Below are 17,344 nucleotides of genomic sequence, written 5' to 3' on the forward strand. Positions count from 1 at the left end.
TTCAACGCGTGGCTTCAGGCGTGATCGCGAACCGTTTCAAGGAAGTGATGGCTCAGGTTCGGCATTTTCTGACGAAGCGTGTCCACCAGCTCTTCGATGACGCCCTGGTTGAATTGAAGCGACGTGTCGTCATGCCCCAGGATCACCACCAGAAGCCTTGACGAGTCCTTCGTCAGCCGGAAGTCATGGGCGTCGGCGTCAACCTTGCCGATGCTCGCCAACGGCACATCCCCGCAGGTATAGACAATATCGCCAACGGGAATGGTGATGGCCTTCTTGGCGAACAGTGGGCGTAGAACCCTTGGTTTGTCAGAGCGCATCACGTAGATGTCATCTTTCTGATGATAGGTGTGCACACCGATGCTGACCCCATGACGGATGGAGACGGCGTTATAGGCGTCAACGATGTTGTTGATGGGGTACACGCCCTTGGCGATGAAACGCCGCAGCAGCTTTTCGTTGGCGCTGACGGTGTTTTCGTAGCCGAGTTTTTTGAGCTGCTTGGCAAACCCTTCATACACGATGTTCGAGTCCAGCTCATTGAGGCGGGATGCGACGTGGTTCAGGTTGCTCTGCAACACCCCGACGAAGCTTTGGTCGTCTGAAACGGTGATGTCTTCGATAACCGCGGCGCACGCATTATTGATGCCCAGCTCACAGGCTGATTTTTTGATGATCAAGCGACTTTGCATAACCTTAGCCCCAGAGTAGTTTTCGAAGGTTCGCGGTACTGGTGTCCAGTTGCAGCGCCGAAGGACTCTGTAGCCAGAACAGCCCCGGACAGGTGGCGAAGTCAATCGTGACCGGCGTGGTATGACCGGGAGCGATGAAGTACCGGTGGCCGCAATAGGCCTCGTCCGCTTGGGCACTCTGGAGAGCCTGGGGGGAGGGAGGATCGAAGGTGCGTTGTGCATCGGAGCAGAAGAAACCGATCCGGCCATGGCTGATCTGGCTCGCTGCATCAGCCTGTGGGCGTGGGTGGCCGAGGTAGCTGTCGATCGACAGCGACAGCAAGTCGGGGTGATAGACCTGTTGAAACAGAAGGGGCGCGATGCCGCCGTGCAAGCGACCTCCGGCTTCAATCATCACCGGCCCGGCATCGGACCAAATGATCTCCATATGAATCGGCCCGACCCGCACGCCGAGCGCCGCGGCTGCCTGGCGGGCGTAATCGGTCAGCGGTTGCAGGTGCGCAGCCTGGGGATCAAGTGTGTCCAGGCTTTCGTAGACAAACATGCTGCCGTTCTTCTGAATCTTGGTGTACTTGCAGACACTGGCAATGATGTACGTGCCGTTGAAGGCGACCATATCCACCACGTACTCCGGCCCCGCGATAAACGACTGCACGATAAACCCCAGGTTGACCTCACCCAGGTCATTCTTCTGCTGCCAGGCCGCGTTTCTCAACGCGGTTTCTGCTTCGCCTTTGCCCTGGGCAAACACCACGCCTTCGGTGGCGGCCGAATTCAGCGGCTTGACCACATAGGTGGCCGACTCTTCCAGCTTGGCCACCACTTCGCCAATGCGGCTTGGCGAGCTCAACAGGTGCGAGTCGATGTGCGCCAACTGGTGTTTTTTCAGCGCCTGCTGCATGGAGAATTTGTTGCGCCGCAGGTCGCTGGTGATACGGCTGTTACCCGGAATGCTGAGCAACTCCGTCAGGTAGTCCGTGAGGTAGATGGCGGTTTCGCAACCGGCGATTACTGCGCTCAAAGACAACGTTTCCAGGGTGATCAGCAGGCTCTCTTCCCAGTGATACACCTCATGGAAATTCTCAGCGACCAGGTCGTTGGTGAAGTGTTCGGGCAAGGCGCGTGTGGAGATCACGGCGATGCACCGTATGCCCTGCGCGTTGAGCAGGGGCGCATAGAGCTTGCCCGTGGAGAATGGGTCAACAATCAGTACGGTTTTCACGTCGTGCAATCCTTATTCCGTGGTGGCGGCAGGCGAGGCTGCGGGGGTCAGGTTCCACGCCAGTACGGCAGTGGCCAACAGGCCGGCGGAGACGATCATCAACAGCCGTGCGCCTTCGAGTCCGAGAAAGCCCGAGGTGGTAAAGAACGTTAGGATCATCGGTGCCGAGCCACTGACCAGCAGGTAGTAGAGCGAGCTTTTCGCGGCGATGACGTCGGCTACCCGGTCGTTGGGCGCCGATTCGATCAGGGTTTTACGCAGTTGGATCCGCAGGCTGTTGATGCAAAAGCCCAGCAGGAACGCAGCGGCCATCATCACGTAGAGATTCTGGAAGTAGACGATTGCCACGTCCGCCAGAATCACCAGTGCGATGGCCCCATAGCTGTTGAGCTTGATACGCGGAAGCACGGCGGCGCTGAAGGCCCCCAGGCCGGCGAGGCCACTGGCGACGCCAAACAGGGTGGCGTTCCACTCATTGAGCTTTTGAAAAACGATAGGCACCAGGCTGTTGAACGCGCCGATATGGAAGCCGATCATGCTCAGCACAATGATCAGAATGTAGAGGTTGCGCGGCAGGTCCAGCGGCGCGGCGGCGGTGGAGGCTGCGGTCTGATCGGTGCCTTTTGCGCTGGGGCTGTCGGCCACCAGGTAGACGCCCGCCAGTGACACAATCGCCGCCAGGCTGATGATTTGCAGCGTCTCGCTGACCGAGAACACATCCACGATCAAACCGCCCAGGAGCGCGCCGCCGAAGGCACCGATCTGGATGGAGGTTTGCATCAACCGCGCGCAGGTATCGCTGTCGGTGAGGCCTGCCAGCACCAGCTTGGTGTTTTTCGATTCCAGGGTACTGATGGTGAAGTAGTCGGTGACGCCCACCACAAACGCGATCGCCAGGAAGCCGATCGGCAGCAAGGCGGCCTGTGTAAACGACAATCCCAGGACGGCGGCGAACGCAGCCAGGCGTATGTACAGCAGCCGTTTCAGGCTGAGTTCAATCGTGAAGAACTTGCCGATGTACTGTTCGCATAAATAGGGGACCACGGTCGCTACACACAAGGTGGCGCCTACCAGGAATGTGGACCCGGTGGTCTCAAGGCCAAACCAGACCATCGCGATCACAATCGCCATGTCGAGGCCGGTGAAGAGGGTCACGATTGAATAGAACGCGGTCAGTGTCGAATTAGTCTTCATGGGCTTCATCCGTCGTAACGGGAGAGTTTAAGTAGCGGCACGCACCGTTCGGTGTCGCCGACCACGGTGCTGATCTGGTTTCTGACGCGCACGGTGGGCAGCGCCTTCTTTTCCAGGTTGCAGACCTTGTAGGCGTTGTCGTGCCAGGGACAGATCACGCTTTGGCCGTCGCCCGTCACTTCGCCCATGTGCAGTGGGCCGCCACGATGGGGGCACGAGGTGGGCAGCAATTGCGTCGAATACGCGTGACGCTTCAGAAAATAGGTTCTGTCCTCCACGGCCACGTAATGGGCGTGGGTGATATTCAGGCTGATGGCTTTCATTGGGTGGCCCATTCAGATGGCGGTGACGGTGTACGTGCAGGACGGACTGACGATGCGCGTGCCATGGAGCATTCCCTTGGGAATCACGACGCCTTCGCCGGCGATGAGGCGCACAGTCAATTCGGGGCTGGCGATAAACTCCAGCTCGCCGGATTCGACCCAGAACAGTTCGTCATTGGGGTGGGTGTGCAGCACCGAGAGCTCGTGTTCAGCCTCGGTGATTCGCAGGTCCACCGGCTTTTGGCCCTGAAGCTGCGAAGCCTTGGCGCGATGTTCATCCAGCTCGTCGTGCCATTTGATATGGGCATACAGTTCTTCGTCGGCGATGTCCTGAAGGAGCTTGAACTCTTCAAAGCCGCGGATAAGGTCGGGGATGATCTTGGTGCCGAACTGCTTGATCATGGGAATGATCAGGCGCTGAAGTGCCATTCTGCCGTGGTGCACATCGATATGAGCATGCTCATCGAAGTAGGCAGTGGAGACCTGGCCATCGAAGATGGTCTTGATCGCACGGGACTGGTGCTTGGTCGTCAGCGCCAGCGTAGCTTCGGTGTAGTACATGGCGCCGATGTAGCGGAACAGTTCGCCGTGGTTGGCCGACACATAGTGGAAATAGTTGGTCAGCGACAGCGACGCCGGCGTGTAGAACTGCCAGTAATGGTGCACGTGGTGTGACATGTCCATGTCCTGGAGCATGTCTTCAAAGATGGTGCTGTGCTTCTTTTTGTCGACGCCGTAGCCATACTCGTCGATCAGGATCTTGAACAACTCGCTGGTGTACACACCGCAGTTACCCAAAACATTGCGCGCCATGGCCGAGGCTTCACTGAGGAAATCCCCTGCGCATTGGGTCATGAAAAAACGCGCGGCACGCTGGGGGTTGCGGCTGGTGGTCAGCACCTCATGCAGTTTGGAGTCGGCTTGGGCTACATCATCCAAGACTTTATCGGTGTGGGCGACAAAAGAGTCCAGGCACCAAGGGCCATTGATGTGCACTTCTTCCTTAAGCCAGTTGTATAAGTAGTGTTCCAGTAACGGGCGGATCTTTTTGCCACTGGCGGCATGTTGGGGGTCATAAAACTGTTTGAAAGCCTTTAAGTCGAGTTCTAATGGCGGCTTGGGCAAGAAGACTAAGTCTTGCTCGTAGATATTCAATAACAAGCGTTGCGCCAACAAATGCTGACTGTCTGAAAGTTGGTCGCTGGTCAGGCTGGTGGTGATGATCGAGTCGGTCACGTCCTGCGGCCTGGAAGGTCGCTGATAGGGACTAGTGGTATAAAAATCGCGAGGTTGAGCAAAGGCACTAGCACCACAATAGTGGGTCAACGCTTCGGCATTCGAAGTTAATACAAAGTCTGCCGCATTATCAGAAAGCTGAGTTGTCCATAACATGAGGGATGGCCTTTATCTGGCGTTGTTTGATGGCCAAATGCTAAGGCGTTGGTTTTTTTAAAAACAGATTAGAAATAGTGCGCACAAGTAGTGAAAATCACTAAAGGCGTAGGAGAAATTTTCTTTATTGTTTGCGTCAGTTGATTATTCGGTCGCAGCGGCTACACATAGTTGCCGGCGCTTAGGGGGATATTGCGCCGGCGAGGCGCGTATTTTCACCTCGCCGGCTTCGGGCTCACTGCAGGGCTGGCGTGCTCTGGGGGCTGGGTGTCAGCGCCAGAATTCCTGCCCGTAGATCGGTGCCACTCGGTTGCTGGTACAGACTCAGTCCAAACTCCGGCAACACCGCCAGCAGGTAATCGAAGATGTCCCCCTGGATGCGCTCGTAATCGGCCCACGCCGTGGTGCGGGTGAAGCAGTAGATCTCCAGTGGCACGCCCTGAGCCGTGGTTTGCATCTGGCGCACCATGCAGGTCATGTTCGGCTGGATGTCCGGATGGCTTTTCAGGTAGGCCAGGGCATAGGCGCGGAAGGTGCCGAGGTTGGTCATTCGGCGACGGTTGGCCAGCAGTTGTGCGCTGTGTCCTTGGGCTTCATTCCAGGCCTTGAGCTCTGCCTGCTTGCGCCCGATGTAGTCGGTGAGCAGGTGCACCTGGGTCATGCGCACCTCTTCGTCATCGCGCAGGAACCGCACGCCGCTGGCGTCGATGAACAGGCTGCGCTTGATCCGACGCCCGCCGGAGGCTTGCATGCCGCGCCAGTTCTTGAACGACTCGGACATCAGGCGCCAGGTAGGAATGGAGACGATGGTCTTGTCGAAATTCTGCACCTTGACCGTGTGCAGAGTGATGTCCACCACGTCGCCGTCGGCGCCGACCTGGGGCATTTCGATCCAGTCGCCGACCCGCAGCATGTCGTTGCTGGTGAGCTGCACACTGGCGACGAACGACAGTAGCGTGTCCTTGTACACCAACAGAATCACCGCCGACATCGCACCCAAACCTGACAGCAGCAACAGCGGCGAGCGGTCAATCAGGGTGGCGACGATGATGATCGCGCCGAACACGAACAGCACCATCTTCGCCAACTGCACGTAACCCTTGATTGAGCGGGTGCGCGCGTGTTCGGTGCGGGCATAGATGTCCAGCAGGGCATTGAGCAGGGCGCTCATGGCCAGGACTAGGAACAGGATGGAGATGGCCAGTGCCACGTTGCCGATGAACAGAATTGCGGTTTTGCTCAAGTCCGGCACCAGGTACAGGCCGAACTGGATCACCAGGGACGGCGTCATTTGCGCCAGGCGGTGGAAGACTTTGTTGTGCCGCAGATCATTGAGCCAGTGCAGCGACGGTTGGCGGCCGAGCAATTTGACGGCGTGCAGGGTGAGGTATCGCGCTACCCGTCCGAGCAGCAGGGCCACCACCAGCAACACCATAAAACCAAGGCTGGCATGCAGCACCGGGTGTTGGTCGAGGGCGCCCCATAGGTCTTGGACGTTGAGCCAAAGCTGTTTGATATCCATGGGTGAAACCGATTCCTCTGTAAGACAAGACGGCGCGATTAGAGCATCTAAGTGCGACAAAGTTGACGTTGTAGACAAATGCCCTGACAAAAAAGCACCTGATTCGCACCGTTCGCGTAAAGAAACTCGGTTTGGGCGCCCGAAACCGTTACCCTATGCAGCTGATATTTTGTATTTCTTCGAGGTAGCACCCGTGTTTTCCCAATTCGCCCTGCACGAACGCCTGCTCAAAGCCGTGGCCGAGCTAAAATTTGTCGAGCCTACGCCTGTGCAAGCAGCGGCCATCCCGCTCGCGCTCGAAGGGCGTGACCTGCGGGTGACGGCTCAAACTGGCAGCGGCAAAACCGCCGCTTTCGTCTTGCCGGTTCTGAATCGTCTGATCGGCCCGGCCAAAGTCCGCGTGAGCATCAAGACCCTGATCCTGCTGCCGACCCGTGAGCTCGCCCAGCAGACTTTGAAGGAAGTGGAGCGCTTCTCGCAGTTCACCTTCATCAAGTCCGGCATTATTACTGGCGGCGAAGACTTCAAGGTCCAGGCCGCCATGCTGCGCAAGGTGCCGGACATCTTGATCGGCACCCCAGGCCGTATGATCGAGCAACTCAACGCCGGCAACCTCGACCTCAAGGAAGTCGAAGTGCTGGTGCTCGACGAAGCCGACCGCATGCTCGACATGGGCTTTGCCGACGACGTTCAGCGTCTGGTTGCCGAATGTGTCAATCGCCAGCAGACCATGCTGTTCTCCGCCACTACCGGCGGCTCGACCTTGCGCGAAATGGTCGCCAAGGTGCTGAACAACCCTGAGCACTTGCAGGTCAACAATGTCAGCGACCTGAATGCCACCACGCGCCAGCAGATCGTCACCGCTGACCACAATGTGCACAAAGAACAGATCCTCAACTGGCTGTTGGCCAACGAGACCTACCAGAAGGCCATCGTGTTCACCAACACCCGCGCTGCCGCCGACCGCATCTACGGTCGCTTGGTTGCCCAGGAATACAAGGCGTTCGTGCTGCACGGCGAGAAAGACCAGAAGGACCGCAAGCTGGCCATCGATCGCCTCAAGGCGGGCGGCGTGAAGATCCTGGTGGCTACCGACGTGGCTGCCCGTGGCCTGGACGTTGATGGCCTGGACCTGGTGATCAACTTCGACATGCCACGAAGCGGCGACGAGTACGTGCACCGTATCGGCCGTACCGGGCGTGCCGGCAACGATGGCCTGGCCATTTCGCTGATCTGCCATGGCGACTGGAACCTGATGTCGAGCATCGAGCGCTACCTCAAGCAGTCGTTCGAGCGCCGCACCATCAAGGAAGTCAAAGGCACCTACACCGGGCCGAAGAAGGTCAAGGCGTCGGGCAAGGCTGTTGGCGTGAAGAAGAAAAAGACTGACGCCAAGGGCGACAAGAAGAAGACAGGCGCCAAGTCGCCGACCAAGCGCAAGATCGCCAACCGTCCGAAGACCGATAACCTGTCGTTGGTCAGCAAAGACGGCATGGCCCCGCTTAAACGCCGCAAGCCCGAAGCACCGGCTGCTGAATAAGCCAGCGCTGATGTGAAAAAACCGGACATCGTCCGGTTTTTTTATGCCTTCAGTTTTTGGCTTTTGCCGCAGCTTCTTTCAATTCTTTAAGGCGGGCTTCGATCAGCTGGCACTTGTCAGGGAATTCCGCGCTTTCAGTGTCCAGGTCCATCTTCTGCAGCTCGTCGTTCATCTCTTTGGCTTTGGTGGGGTTCTGCTCGGTGAGCTTGGTCACTTCCGTCGCCAACTGCTCTCGTTTCGCGGTGGCCTCTTCGGGCGTGCAGGCCCAGGCGGGCAGGGCCGTGAGCAGGGCGGCGGCGATGGCCAGGTTTCTCAAGGTGTTCATGGTACGTACCTCCTTGGTGATGATGTGCGGTTGAGGGGGCGAACGTCTGGAAAGTTCAGAGAAATGACGTCCGTCTGGCGGGCTGAACGGTGGCAGGTGTGGCATGTCACACCTTTTGACGGGCTACTTTTTCTTAGGCCTGCAGGAGGAATCAGGATGACGACTTACAACTGGGATCTAATCGAACGTCTGCTGCACGAAGTGCAGAACGGCGAAGGCAGCTTTGCCCCGCGCAAATACGCCGAGCAGGAAGCGGCCGAGAAGGCCACGGCGGGTGAGAATACCGGCAATCTGGATGCGCTGAAAAAGACCGCAGCGGATTATGAAGCGCTGCTGTTCAAGCGCGGTTTTATTGAATCGCGCCCCGAGGCAGAGGGCGGAAATGGTGAGAACTTCATTTTGACGCAATTGGGTGCCCAACTGCTGGCGCTGATCGACAGTTCCATTCCCGGCAACGATCACCCGCGCCAAGTGCTGGATGAGCAGCCGGATGCACTGGACCCGGCAACCTTCGCTGAAGTGGCGTCCAAAGCGCAGATTGCCTGACGGGTATGCGCGGACCCAGTGTGGGTGGCAGCCCCTCCCACATTAAATCCCGGCGGCCTTGAGGCATTTGAGTGCCTTGAAGTCGCTGCGTACGCCGTCGATTTTCTGCGTGAGTTTAAGGCGTTGCTGCGGCGTACTTTCGGCCATCACGTCGACAATCAGGCTGCGCGCCGCAGCTTCGGTCTGGGCGTAAGCCGCGCGATATTGCGGGGTCCATAGGCTTTCGCGGTCCACCAGCAGTTGCTGCATCTTCTGTGGGAATTCGGCGCTGTGGCGTTGCTGCACCGCTTCGATAAATTGCGCCTGCCAATGGGCGCGATTGCCGATCCATTCCTGATTCTGTTCGCCCAGCGCGACGGACCACGCGGTGACGCGATTTTGCTGGCTAGCGCTCAGTGGGCCCATCCAGGTGTCCAGGCGTTTGTTCATGCGCTCGGCGCGGTCCTTGATTTGTTGGGCGAGGGGCGGCTTAAGGTAGTCGTCCTGGCGTTTGCGCAGATCCTTGGCCAGGGCGTCATTCATTTCTTTGACCTGCTGATCATTCAATCCCTGGAGCAATTCGATGGCTGAGGGGGTGATTTCGCGGGCGACTTCAGCGATTGCCTGTTCGGCTTCAGCGGTGCGCGTTTTCAATGCAGCATCGGTGACTTGGTTTTCGTCGACCATCTGTTGCAGGCGATCGAGCCAATCGAGATAACCCGGCAACTGCGTTGTGCAATGCCAGGCCAGGTGTTCCTTGAGCTTATCGTTGAACCAACTCTTCTGCCCGGCGTTCATGTCCAGGTAGTCATTGAGGGTCCAGGGGATGATCACGTCCAGGTTGCGGTAGGCCAGGCCCACGCGGTTGCAGCCGGCGAGTGCCAGGCTTAGGGTCAGCAGGGCCACCAACAGTTTGAGCCGACGCAGCATGGGCGTTTCCTTGGGCAGAGGGATTCAATGCATGTGAACCCGCGCCAGGCGCTACAGTTCAGCCCATCAATAAAACGACCGCGCGGCCTTTAACGTCAACAGCCCGTCGCATTGCGAATTGTGTCCGGAGTACGCCGAGCAGTCGCCGCCGCTAAGGCTGGAGTCGCTGTAAATCAGGTCCAAGTCGATGCCCTTCCAGGCGCGGGAGAACTGAACCGACCAGTCGCTGAAGCTGCTGATGGTGCCGCCGTCCACCGAAGCTGGAGTGCCCAATTGGTGGGTGGTGTACTTCATGCTGACGCCGATGCCGAAGGGTTGGGTGCCGCCGAGGTCGGCGAAGAGGGTGCTGTCCTGGCGGTCCGGGTCGTTGCTGAAGGAGGCACCGAAACGATTGCCCAACAGGTTCAAGCCACCGTAGAACTCTTGGCTGTCGAGGGGGCTGAGCTTGGGGTAGCTGTAGTGGATCAAGCCGACTTCGTAGCCGAGCGTCTGGTCGAAGGGGTGTTTGAAGCCCATGTAGGAGTCGACTTCGAGGGTGCTTGCCGAAGACAGGCCCATGTTTGGCGAGAACTGGCCGAAGTACAGGCCGCTGTTGTGGCTGAGGTCCAACCCCCCGTGGAAAGAGTCGCTGCCCGGCGAGGTCGGCTTGACCAGGCCCTGTGCCATGCTGCGGCTGGGGGTGGTGCCTAATTTCAGGTCGAAGTCGCCCAATTCGCGCTGGAAGATCTGCGCTTCGGCAAGGGGGCAAGCCACTAATGTGCTGACCAGAAAAATGCAGGATTTGAGCATGCTTCACTCCATGAAAAGCGAGGAGCAGTAACGGAGAAAATCGGGCAGATGCCCGTGCTAGACGTGTGCAAGGATACCGGCGAATGCCAGGCGATGAGGCCCGTTCGTCGATTAACGCAATATTGAATGTAGAAGGAGGGTGTTTCGGGCTCTAGTCCTAGCGCCTTGGAGGCAAGACGCTTAGGGACCAGGTATTTTGCGCGGTGTTACTTTTTACCCAGGCTGATCTGCTTGGACGGGCCGAAAGTCTGGCCGCTCACGCCTTTTGCAATTTGTTGGATTTCGCCACCGGACTTGAGGAAAGCAGCGATTTGGCTGTTGATCGATTCGCTGGTTTCAACGGCTGGAGCTGGCTTTGCTTTGCTGTTGGATGCTTTTACGCGCATGGCGGCCACTAACCTGTAGAAAATTAACTTGGCCAGGCATCGTACAGGAAATACTTGACAATTGCTTGGCAAATATCCCCTGGGAATAAGTAGCAAGGCTAGAAATAAACGAAGTTCATCGTTGAAATTAGGCCCTAACTTACTGTTTTGACTCGAAACCACCTAGCAAAGCAGTGCTGGTGGAAGGGCAAAACTCAGTCGAATGATCGGACGAGCGGAGCGATGCCATCGTAGGGCCATGCCAGGCCGCGATTTTTCAGGCGTGCGCGCGTCGCGGGCGCAACTCGGGTAGAATGCCGCCCACGCAATGAGGGTATTGGAAATGGCTCTAGTCGGGCGCTACAACAGCTTACAAGTGGTTAAACACACTAACTTCGGTTTGTACCTTGATGGTGCGCAAGATGGCGAAATCCTCTTGCCTAATCGGTATATCCCAAAAGATATTCCCAGTGAAGATGAAGACTGGCTTAACGTTTTTATTTACCTGGACAGCGATGACAAACTTATCGCCACCACCGAAAAACCCAAAGTTCAAGTCGGCGAATTTGCCAGTTTGAAAGTGGTGGAAGTCAACAGTATTGGCGTGTTCCTCGATTGGGGTCTGCCAAAGGACCTTTTGCTTCCGTACTCGGAAGAAAAACGTCAGATGACCGCCGGTGAATACTGCGTGGTGCACGTCTATCTCGACAAGCACACCAAGCGTATTACCGCCACCGCGCGCCTTGACCGCTACCTGGACAAGACGCCGGCCAACTACGTTGTGGGCCAGGAAGTGGACCTCTTGGTGGCCGAAGCCACTGATATGGGCTTCAAGGCGATCATCAACAACAAACACTGGGGGCTGATCCACAAGAACGAAGTGTTCAAGTTCCTGCGTCCCGGCAAGGAAGAGAAAGGCTTCATCAAAGAGATCCGCGCCGATGGCAACATCAGCCTGAGCCTGCAACCGGTCGGCCAGGAAGCGGCCTCCAGTCTCAACTCGAAGATCCTCGCCAAGTTGCGCGAAAACAACGGCACGTTGCCGGTCAGCGATAAAAGCGACCCGGCAGTAATCAGCAACTTGTTCGGCGTGAGCAAGGGTAACTTCAAGAAGGCTATTGGTGCGCTCTACAAGCAGGGTCAGATCGTGATTCACGCGGATCGCATTGAACTAAGCTGAGTAGGGTTTGCTCTTCTGTAGGAGCGAGCTTGCTCGCGAAAAGGGTACATCCGATACCGCGATGGGCCTGAGATATTTTCGCGAGCAAGCTCGCTCCTACAGAGGTCCGCTTGATGTCTAAAAAATCGTTGTTCGCCTACCTCGGCACCTTGCTTGCTTTTCTGGTGCTCGACGGCCTCTGGCTCGGCGTCCTCATGGGCCCTACCTACAAATCCTTGCTGGGCCCGCTGATGCTTGATCAGCCCCGCCTATTGCCCGCAGTGCTGTTCTATCTCCTGTATGTCCTCGGTTGTGTGGTGTTCGTGGTCTTGCCAAGCATCAACTGGCAACGCGCAGCGCGTCTGGGTGCCTTGCTGGGTCTGGTGGCCTATGGCACCTATGACCTGAGCAACTGGGCCACACTGCAAGGCTGGTCTGCGAGCTTGGCCCTGATGGACATGGCCTGGGGCACCTTCCTGACAGCGGTGTGTTGCACGGTTGGACACGTGTGTGCACATCGGGTGCACCGATGATTGTGTACAGGATTTATGTGCACCGTTGCTGAGCGCGGTCCCCGCTACTAAACCGTCATAAGCGCCTTTGGAGCACCGTCGTAGAGGGATTGTGTGCCATTGGCACGCATTCTGCTGACTGTCTCGTATACAAACCTGGCCGCCTCCCGTATGCATCCCCGTGACGGAAGCGCAGGCCGGTATTACGAGGAGCCCAGCGATGACCGAACAATTGCCCAAAGGCTATAGCCCGCGCCTGTACAACCAGGATCTGGGCCCACTGCCGCAGAAGTGGAACTGGTACAACATTTTTGCCTTCTGGATGAGTGACGTGCACAGCGTCGGTGGTTATGTATTCGCTGCCAGTCTGTTCGCCTTGGGGCTAGCTAGTTGGCAGGTGTTGATCGCCTTGCTCGCGGGTATTTGCATCGTGCAATTGATCGCCAATCTGGTGGCTAAGCCTAGCCAGCAGGCCGCCGTTCCTTATCCAGTCATCTGCCGGCTCGCATTTGGTGTGTTTGGCGCGAATATTCCTGCGGTGATTCGTGGCCTGATTGCCGTGGCCTGGTACGGGATTCAGACCTATCTGGCGTCCAGCGCTTTGATCATCGTGGTGTTGCGCTTTTTCCCACAGATGGCGGTGTATGCAGAACCGCATTTCGCCGGTCTGTCCTACTTGGGCTGGTTTGGTTTCCTCAGCCTGTGGGTACTGCAAGCTGCAGTTTTCTGGGCCGGCATGGAGTCTATCCGCCGCTTTATCGATTGGGCGGGGCCCGTGGTATATGCGGTGATGTTTGCCCTGGCTGGCTGGATTGTGTGGAAGGCTGGCTGGTCGAACATCAGCTTTACTCTGTCGGAAAAGTCCCTGTCGGGCTGGCAAGCGTTCGGCCAAGTGATCGTAGCCACGGCGCTGGTGGTGTCGTACTTCTCTGGGCCAACCCTGAATTTCGGCGATTTCAGCCGCTACTGCCGCAGCATGCAGGATGTGCGACGCGGAAACTTTTGGGGCCTGCCGGTGAATTTCCTGGCCTTTTCCCTGGTGACGGTAGTGATCGTCTCTGGCACCTTGCCGGTGTTTGGCGAAATGCTCCACGACCCGATCGCCACGGTTTCGCGTATCGACAACAACATGGCCGTGCTGCTTGGCGCATTTGCCTTTGTGACCGCGACCATCGGTATCAATATCGTCGCCAACTTTGTGTCCCCTGCGTTTGACTTCGCCAACGTCGCGCCAAGCAAAATCAGCTGGCGTGCCGGGGGCATGATCGCAGCAGTAGCCTCGATCTTTATCACTCCATGGAACCTGTTCAATAACCCGCTGATGATCCATTACACCCTGGATATCCTCGCGGCGTTTATCGGGCCGCTGTTTGGGATTCTGTTGGTAGATTTCTACCTGATCAAAAAACAGAAAATCGATGTAGATGCGCTGTTCGATGACAGCCCAAGCGGGCGCTATTACTTCGACGGCGGCGTGAACTGGACAGCGGTCAAGGCGCTGGTGCCCGCAACACTGGTGGGCGTCGCGATCACCTTCACACCGGCGTTACAGGGCATGGCCAACTTCGCCTGGTTTACCGGCTGCTTCCTGGGAGGGCTGTTTTTCCTGGCGCTGTCACGGCGCGAACAGGTGCGCACGCAAGCGCCTTTGGTTGCTGGCTGACCAATATCCCCCCCGCCAAGAACAGGCCTGTACCGGCAATCACCAATGCCGGTTGCAGGCCGCCGCTTAGATGGCTGCTCGCCGACGCCAATAAGGGCCCGCTCAATTGGCCGATGGCAAAGCTGGCGGTCAGCAGACCGGTGCTGCGCTGGTAGCCGTGGGGCGCTACATCCCGCAAGCGCGCCATCACCAATTGCATACAGGCCAGGAACGGACCGCCGCAAAGCAGAACGCCCAGTGCCAACCCCCAGCCATTGCCCAGCAAGCACGTGAACACTCCCGCCGCTTGCAGCCACAGGGTTGTCATCAGCCAGCGGCGAGTAGCGTCTGGATCTTTGCGACGCAGAGTCGCCACGCCCACGCCAATCGCTGCCAGCAGGCCAAAGCACGGCCAGAACAGATCGGCCTGCCAGGCCCCTTTGAACTGGGCGCTGGCCATCTGTGACAGGAAGGTCGCTGGAATGATGTAACCCAGTCCGAATAGCACATAAACCCAGCACAGGTGCGTGATGCTGCCGTTGCTGCCCGCGTCGCTATGACCCGCGCCAGGGGCGCTGGCACAGGGCTGCGGCAAAAACGGCAGGATCGCCAGCAGCATGAGCAGCGCCACAGCGCCATAGATCAACCATAACGTGGCGGAGTTTTGCCCCAGCAGGTTTGAGCCGAGCGCCAATAGCCCGGTCAAGAGAATCCCCAGGCCCGGTCCGGCAAATACCAGAGCACCCAGACGCGGGCGTCCGGCGGCGAGCGCCAGCGGCTGGCTCAAGCTAGTGATCATCACCAATGCCCAGGCACTTGCCACGCCAGTGCCAAAGCGCAACAGCAGATGGGGCCAGAACCCATGGGCCCAGGAGGACGCAAAGGTCAGCAGCACACATAACCAGAGCCCACCGTACAGCCGACCGCGTACATGACGGTGACCGCGGGCGAAAATCGAATCCACCGCGCCCACGAAGTAGCCGAGGTAATTGGCGGCGGCGATCAGGCCGGCGTCGGTCAGGTCGATCTGCCCTTCGCTAAGCATGTGGGGCATTTGTGGGGTGAGGGCGAAGCGGCCAATGCCCATGGCCATCATCAGGGCGATGGAGCTGGCGAGTAAGCGAATCAGGGGTGACATGGTCAGGTGTCCTGCTGAGAAACGAATGACCCTCAGCCTAAGGTGTGTTGACTTTCTGTAAAATTGAATAATATTGAGTAACTTATTCAGTTTTGGAGAAAGTCGTGGAGTTCAGTCAATTGCGCATTTTCCAGGCCGTGGCGGAAGAGGGGTCCATCACCCGCGCGGCTGAGCGCCTGCACCGCGTGCCGTCAAACCTATCGACCCGACTCAAACAGATGGAGGAACAGCTCGGTGTAGAGCTGTTCCTGCGCGAACGTCAGCGCTTGCAGCTGTCTCCGGCGGGCAAGATATTGCTGGACTACAGCACCCGTCTGCTGGCACTGCACGATGAAGCCCATGGCGCCGTGCAAGGTGGGCAACCGGCCGGCGACTTTGTTCTGGGCAGCATGTACAGCACTGGAGCAGTGCATTTGCCCAAGCTGCTGGCGCGTTATCACAAGGCCTACCCAATGGTGAATCTGCAGGTGCAGTCAGCGCCCAGTGGTGAGTTGCTGGAAGGTCTGATCACGGGGCGTCTGGACGCAGCGTTTGTGGACGGCCCGCTGACCATCGCCAGCCTGGACGGCGTACAGTTATGCGAGGAAAAACTGGTGCTGATCTGTGAAGCCGACCACCCACCCGTGCGTGGTCCCCAGGACGTTGCCGGCCGCTCGGTGTTTACGTTCCGACGCAGTTGCGCTTATCGCACACGCCTGGAGAGCTGGTTTTCCCACGAGCGCGTAGCCATGGGACGGGCGATTGAGATCGAGTCATATCAAGGCATGCTCGCTTGCGTGATTGCCGGTTCAGGAGTGGCGTTGATGTCCCAAGCCATGCTCGACAGCCTGCCAGGCAAGGACAGCGTGTCCGTTCATCCACTGACAGGGCATTTTGCCACTGCGACCACCTGGTTGATGTGGCGAAAGGGTATGCTCGGCGCTAACCTCAATGCGTGGATCGACTTGCAGCAAGAGGGCCAGGCGACGGTAATGAAAGACACCCGCGCCATTGCCTGACCGGTCCGTCAGAATTCGGATGAATTCAGTAATAGTTCGTTGTGGTTTCGTTCAAGCAATATTTAGGACTTAGGGCTACTATCAGTGTAGGAAAAGGCGACATAGCTTGCGCCTACAAGCATTACCCTCAAAGGGGGCAAACCATGAAAGAGAAAATCCAAAACTGGCTCCATGATCTGGGCGTTGCACTGGGCTTGATCGAGCCTCCGCTGCAGCCGGTGCCGATTCGTACGGATGACGAGCAGCGTCGCCCACGTCGCAGATGAGGCCCGGGGAGCGCTCGCGCGATGAATACCTCTCTATGTCGTGGGAGCGCTGCCAGGTAAATCGGATGGCTGTACGACGTGTGAGTTGCGTCATTCGCCTTTACTGACTTCGGTAAACCCGAAGCTATGTATGTGGTCCTCGCCAGTGGCGCAATCGTGATAATGGCCCTTTACCTCCATCTCACCATTGAAACTTCCGTGAACTTCAAAGCCGAACCAGTCTTTAAATGCTCGTTCTATGGGCAGTGTGGCAAATGAAGTCCCGTTTTTATAAAACATGAGCTTGTATATTCCAGTGCAGACGCCTGCGTGGGGGCCGCTCATATGCACGCGGTCGCCTGTCTTAAGTTGCGGTGGAACTGTTGACGAAGCGGGGTAGCTAGGATCGCGCTGTTTCATTTCATCACCTCATGGGTTATCGGGTAGCCAAGCCAACTTCTTCAGATTTGAAATAGCGATGTCAGGCTATTACGGCCCTCAGCGGTCCTTCTACTGTGATAACTACCAGTTTCGACCAATGGCAGCTGGGTGAGCTCAGGGAAAACAGGTGCAGCATCCGCGTGCATCTGATGCAGTAAATTCCTCCCGAACATATTCGTTGGGTAACGCCTCGTAGACACGGGTTGCAGTCCGTAAGTGAGCGTGCCATTCAGGCTGTGCTTTTTTAAGACCGGAATTGGACTACCCGTTTATCAGAAGCGGTTGGGTTAGTTAGTTTGAAATATCGGAGTAGTTTGAGTTTCGTTAAGTAATGATTTGTACCGCTTACTGATATAAAGCTTCCTGAAGAAAACGGGTTTATGAAGAGTG

The 17,344-nt window shown here is 57.4% G+C and carries 19 protein-coding genes; 7 read left to right on the top strand and 12 right to left on the bottom strand.

What is annotated here, in order from left to right:
* Window positions 1-14 precede the first annotated feature (14 nt).
* The 6 genes from BW43_RS11710 to BW43_RS11685 form a co-directional block, all read right to left on the bottom strand.
* Window positions 15-692 carry a phenylalanine--tRNA ligase beta subunit-related protein gene (locus BW43_RS11710; protein WP_032887724.1) on the bottom strand — a complete coding sequence of 226 codons (678 nt, stop codon included), beginning with the start codon at window positions 690-692 and terminating at the stop codon, window positions 15-17.
* Between the two features lie 4 nt (window positions 693-696).
* Window positions 697-1,914, bottom strand: a complete 1,218-nt coding sequence (locus BW43_RS11705; RefSeq protein WP_032887726.1) for an ATP-grasp domain-containing protein — start codon at window positions 1,912-1,914, stop codon at window positions 697-699.
* 12 nt (window positions 1,915-1,926) lie between these two features.
* Complete coding sequence (locus BW43_RS11700; RefSeq protein WP_032887728.1) at window positions 1,927-3,108, bottom strand: MFS transporter; 1,182 nt, start codon at window positions 3,106-3,108, stop codon at window positions 1,927-1,929.
* 5 nt (window positions 3,109-3,113) lie between these two features.
* The gene (locus BW43_RS11695; protein WP_032887730.1) at window positions 3,114-3,431 is read right to left on the bottom strand and encodes a Rieske 2Fe-2S domain-containing protein; all 318 of its coding nucleotides are present in this window, start codon (window positions 3,429-3,431) and stop codon (window positions 3,114-3,116) included.
* A gap of 12 nt (window positions 3,432-3,443) precedes the next feature.
* Window positions 3,444-4,667 carry an iron-containing redox enzyme family protein gene (locus BW43_RS11690; protein WP_233896885.1) on the bottom strand — a complete coding sequence of 408 codons (1,224 nt, stop codon included), beginning with the start codon at window positions 4,665-4,667 and terminating at the stop codon, window positions 3,444-3,446.
* Between the two features lie 391 nt (window positions 4,668-5,058).
* Window positions 5,059-6,345, bottom strand: a complete 1,287-nt coding sequence (locus tag BW43_RS11685) for a mechanosensitive ion channel family protein (protein WP_032887734.1) — start codon at window positions 6,343-6,345, stop codon at window positions 5,059-5,061.
* Between the two features lie 193 nt (window positions 6,346-6,538).
* Between BW43_RS11685 and BW43_RS11680 the strand changes: the two genes are divergently transcribed.
* Entirely contained in the window at window positions 6,539-7,885 is a 1,347-nt protein-coding gene (locus tag BW43_RS11680; protein WP_017735367.1) for a DEAD/DEAH box helicase, read from the top strand.
* Window positions 7,886-7,934: 49 nt separating this feature from the next.
* On the opposite strand, the gene BW43_RS11675 is transcribed toward BW43_RS11680, so the two are convergent.
* Window positions 7,935-8,210, bottom strand: a complete 276-nt coding sequence (locus BW43_RS11675; RefSeq protein WP_032887735.1) for a hypothetical protein — start codon at window positions 8,208-8,210, stop codon at window positions 7,935-7,937.
* A 156-nt stretch (window positions 8,211-8,366) separates the two neighbouring features.
* On the opposite strand from BW43_RS11675, the gene BW43_RS11670 reads away from it, so the two are divergent.
* On the top strand, window positions 8,367-8,756 hold the full coding sequence (locus BW43_RS11670) for a hypothetical protein (protein ID WP_032887737.1): 390 nt from the start codon (window positions 8,367-8,369) through the stop codon (window positions 8,754-8,756).
* Between the two features lie 42 nt (window positions 8,757-8,798).
* Here BW43_RS11670 and BW43_RS11665 read toward each other — a convergent pair whose 3' ends face one another.
* The 3 genes from BW43_RS11665 to BW43_RS11655 form a co-directional block, all read right to left on the bottom strand.
* Window positions 8,799-9,665: a DUF6279 family lipoprotein gene (locus BW43_RS11665; protein WP_032887739.1), complete on the bottom strand. Its 867-nt coding sequence runs from the start codon at window positions 9,663-9,665 to the stop codon at window positions 8,799-8,801.
* Between the two features lie 66 nt (window positions 9,666-9,731).
* Window positions 9,732-10,454 carry a TorF family putative porin gene (locus BW43_RS11660; protein ID WP_032887741.1) on the bottom strand — a complete coding sequence of 241 codons (723 nt, stop codon included), beginning with the start codon at window positions 10,452-10,454 and terminating at the stop codon, window positions 9,732-9,734.
* A 206-nt stretch (window positions 10,455-10,660) separates the two neighbouring features.
* A complete protein-coding gene (locus BW43_RS11655; RefSeq protein ID WP_003193095.1) occupies window positions 10,661-10,840 on the bottom strand; it encodes a hypothetical protein in 180 nt (59 codons plus the stop codon).
* Window positions 10,841-11,162: 322 nt separating this feature from the next.
* Here BW43_RS11655 and BW43_RS11650 point away from each other — a divergent pair, with 322 nt between their 5' ends.
* The 3 genes from BW43_RS11650 (at window position 11,163) to BW43_RS11640 (ending at window position 14,153) form a co-directional block, all read left to right on the top strand.
* Window positions 11,163-11,999 carry a S1 RNA-binding domain-containing protein gene (locus tag BW43_RS11650; protein WP_032887742.1) on the top strand — a complete coding sequence of 279 codons (837 nt, stop codon included), beginning with the start codon at window positions 11,163-11,165 and terminating at the stop codon, window positions 11,997-11,999.
* A gap of 113 nt (window positions 12,000-12,112) precedes the next feature.
* Entirely contained in the window at window positions 12,113-12,511 is a 399-nt protein-coding gene (locus BW43_RS11645; RefSeq protein ID WP_032887744.1) for a DUF2177 family protein, read from the top strand.
* 199 nt (window positions 12,512-12,710) lie between these two features.
* Window positions 12,711-14,153 (top strand): NCS1 family nucleobase:cation symporter-1, encoded by a 1,443-nt coding sequence (locus BW43_RS11640; RefSeq protein WP_032887746.1) that lies wholly within the window; start codon window positions 12,711-12,713, stop codon window positions 14,151-14,153.
* On the opposite strand, the gene BW43_RS11635 is transcribed toward BW43_RS11640, so the two are convergent.
* The gene (locus BW43_RS11635; RefSeq protein ID WP_032887748.1) at window positions 14,065-15,270 is read right to left on the bottom strand and encodes an MFS transporter; all 1,206 of its coding nucleotides are present in this window, start codon (window positions 15,268-15,270) and stop codon (window positions 14,065-14,067) included. The two genes, BW43_RS11640 and BW43_RS11635, sit on opposite strands and share 89 nt — an antisense overlap.
* A gap of 104 nt (window positions 15,271-15,374) precedes the next feature.
* Here BW43_RS11635 and BW43_RS11630 point away from each other — a divergent pair, with 104 nt between their 5' ends.
* Both BW43_RS11630 and BW43_RS29300 read left to right on the top strand, forming a co-directional pair.
* The gene (locus BW43_RS11630; protein WP_032887750.1) at window positions 15,375-16,268 is read left to right on the top strand and encodes a LysR family transcriptional regulator; all 894 of its coding nucleotides are present in this window, start codon (window positions 15,375-15,377) and stop codon (window positions 16,266-16,268) included.
* Between the two features lie 143 nt (window positions 16,269-16,411).
* On the top strand, window positions 16,412-16,534 hold the full coding sequence (locus tag BW43_RS29300) for a PA1414 family protein (protein ID WP_003193089.1): 123 nt from the start codon (window positions 16,412-16,414) through the stop codon (window positions 16,532-16,534).
* Window positions 16,535-16,624: 90 nt separating this feature from the next.
* Here the strand turns inward: BW43_RS29300 and BW43_RS11625 are convergent, their stop codons facing one another.
* Window positions 16,625-16,933 (bottom strand): hypothetical protein, encoded by a 309-nt coding sequence (locus BW43_RS11625; protein WP_032887752.1) that lies wholly within the window; start codon window positions 16,931-16,933, stop codon window positions 16,625-16,627.
* Between the last annotated feature and the right edge of the window lie 411 nt (window positions 16,934-17,344).

It is taken from the genome of Pseudomonas sp. RIT357 (genome assembly GCF_000632245.1).
GTDB lineage: Bacteria > Pseudomonadota > Gammaproteobacteria > Pseudomonadales > Pseudomonadaceae > Aquipseudomonas > Aquipseudomonas sivasensis.

Coding starts and splice junctions, on each gene's coding strand:
- BW43_RS11665 (WP_032887739.1), bottom strand. CDS start 9,665: ATGCTGCGTCGGCTCAAACTGTTGGTGGCCCTGCTGACCCTAAGCCTG.
- BW43_RS11675 (WP_032887735.1), bottom strand. CDS start 8,210: ATGAACACCTTGAGAAACCTGGCCATCGCCGCCGCCCTGCTCACGGCC.
- BW43_RS11645 (WP_032887744.1), top strand. CDS start 12,113: ATGTCTAAAAAATCGTTGTTCGCCTACCTCGGCACCTTGCTTGCTTTT.
- BW43_RS29300 (WP_003193089.1), top strand. CDS start 16,412: ATGAAAGAGAAAATCCAAAACTGGCTCCATGATCTGGGCGTTGCACTG.
- BW43_RS11670 (WP_032887737.1), top strand. CDS start 8,367: ATGACGACTTACAACTGGGATCTAATCGAACGTCTGCTGCACGAAGTG.
- BW43_RS11685 (WP_032887734.1), bottom strand. CDS start 6,345: ATGGATATCAAACAGCTTTGGCTCAACGTCCAAGACCTATGGGGCGCC.
- BW43_RS11625 (WP_032887752.1), bottom strand. CDS start 16,933: ATGAAACAGCGCGATCCTAGCTACCCCGCTTCGTCAACAGTTCCACCG.
- BW43_RS11635 (WP_032887748.1), bottom strand. CDS start 15,270: ATGTCACCCCTGATTCGCTTACTCGCCAGCTCCATCGCCCTGATGATG.
- BW43_RS11695 (WP_032887730.1), bottom strand. CDS start 3,431: ATGAAAGCCATCAGCCTGAATATCACCCACGCCCATTACGTGGCCGTG.
- BW43_RS11660 (WP_032887741.1), bottom strand. CDS start 10,454: ATGCTCAAATCCTGCATTTTTCTGGTCAGCACATTAGTGGCTTGCCCC.
- BW43_RS11640 (WP_032887746.1), top strand. CDS start 12,711: ATGACCGAACAATTGCCCAAAGGCTATAGCCCGCGCCTGTACAACCAG.
- BW43_RS11710 (WP_032887724.1), bottom strand. CDS start 692: ATGCAAAGTCGCTTGATCATCAAAAAATCAGCCTGTGAGCTGGGCATC.
- BW43_RS11655 (WP_003193095.1), bottom strand. CDS start 10,840: ATGCGCGTAAAAGCATCCAACAGCAAAGCAAAGCCAGCTCCAGCCGTT.
- BW43_RS11700 (WP_032887728.1), bottom strand. CDS start 3,108: ATGAAGACTAATTCGACACTGACCGCGTTCTATTCAATCGTGACCCTC.
- BW43_RS11650 (WP_032887742.1), top strand. CDS start 11,163: ATGGCTCTAGTCGGGCGCTACAACAGCTTACAAGTGGTTAAACACACT.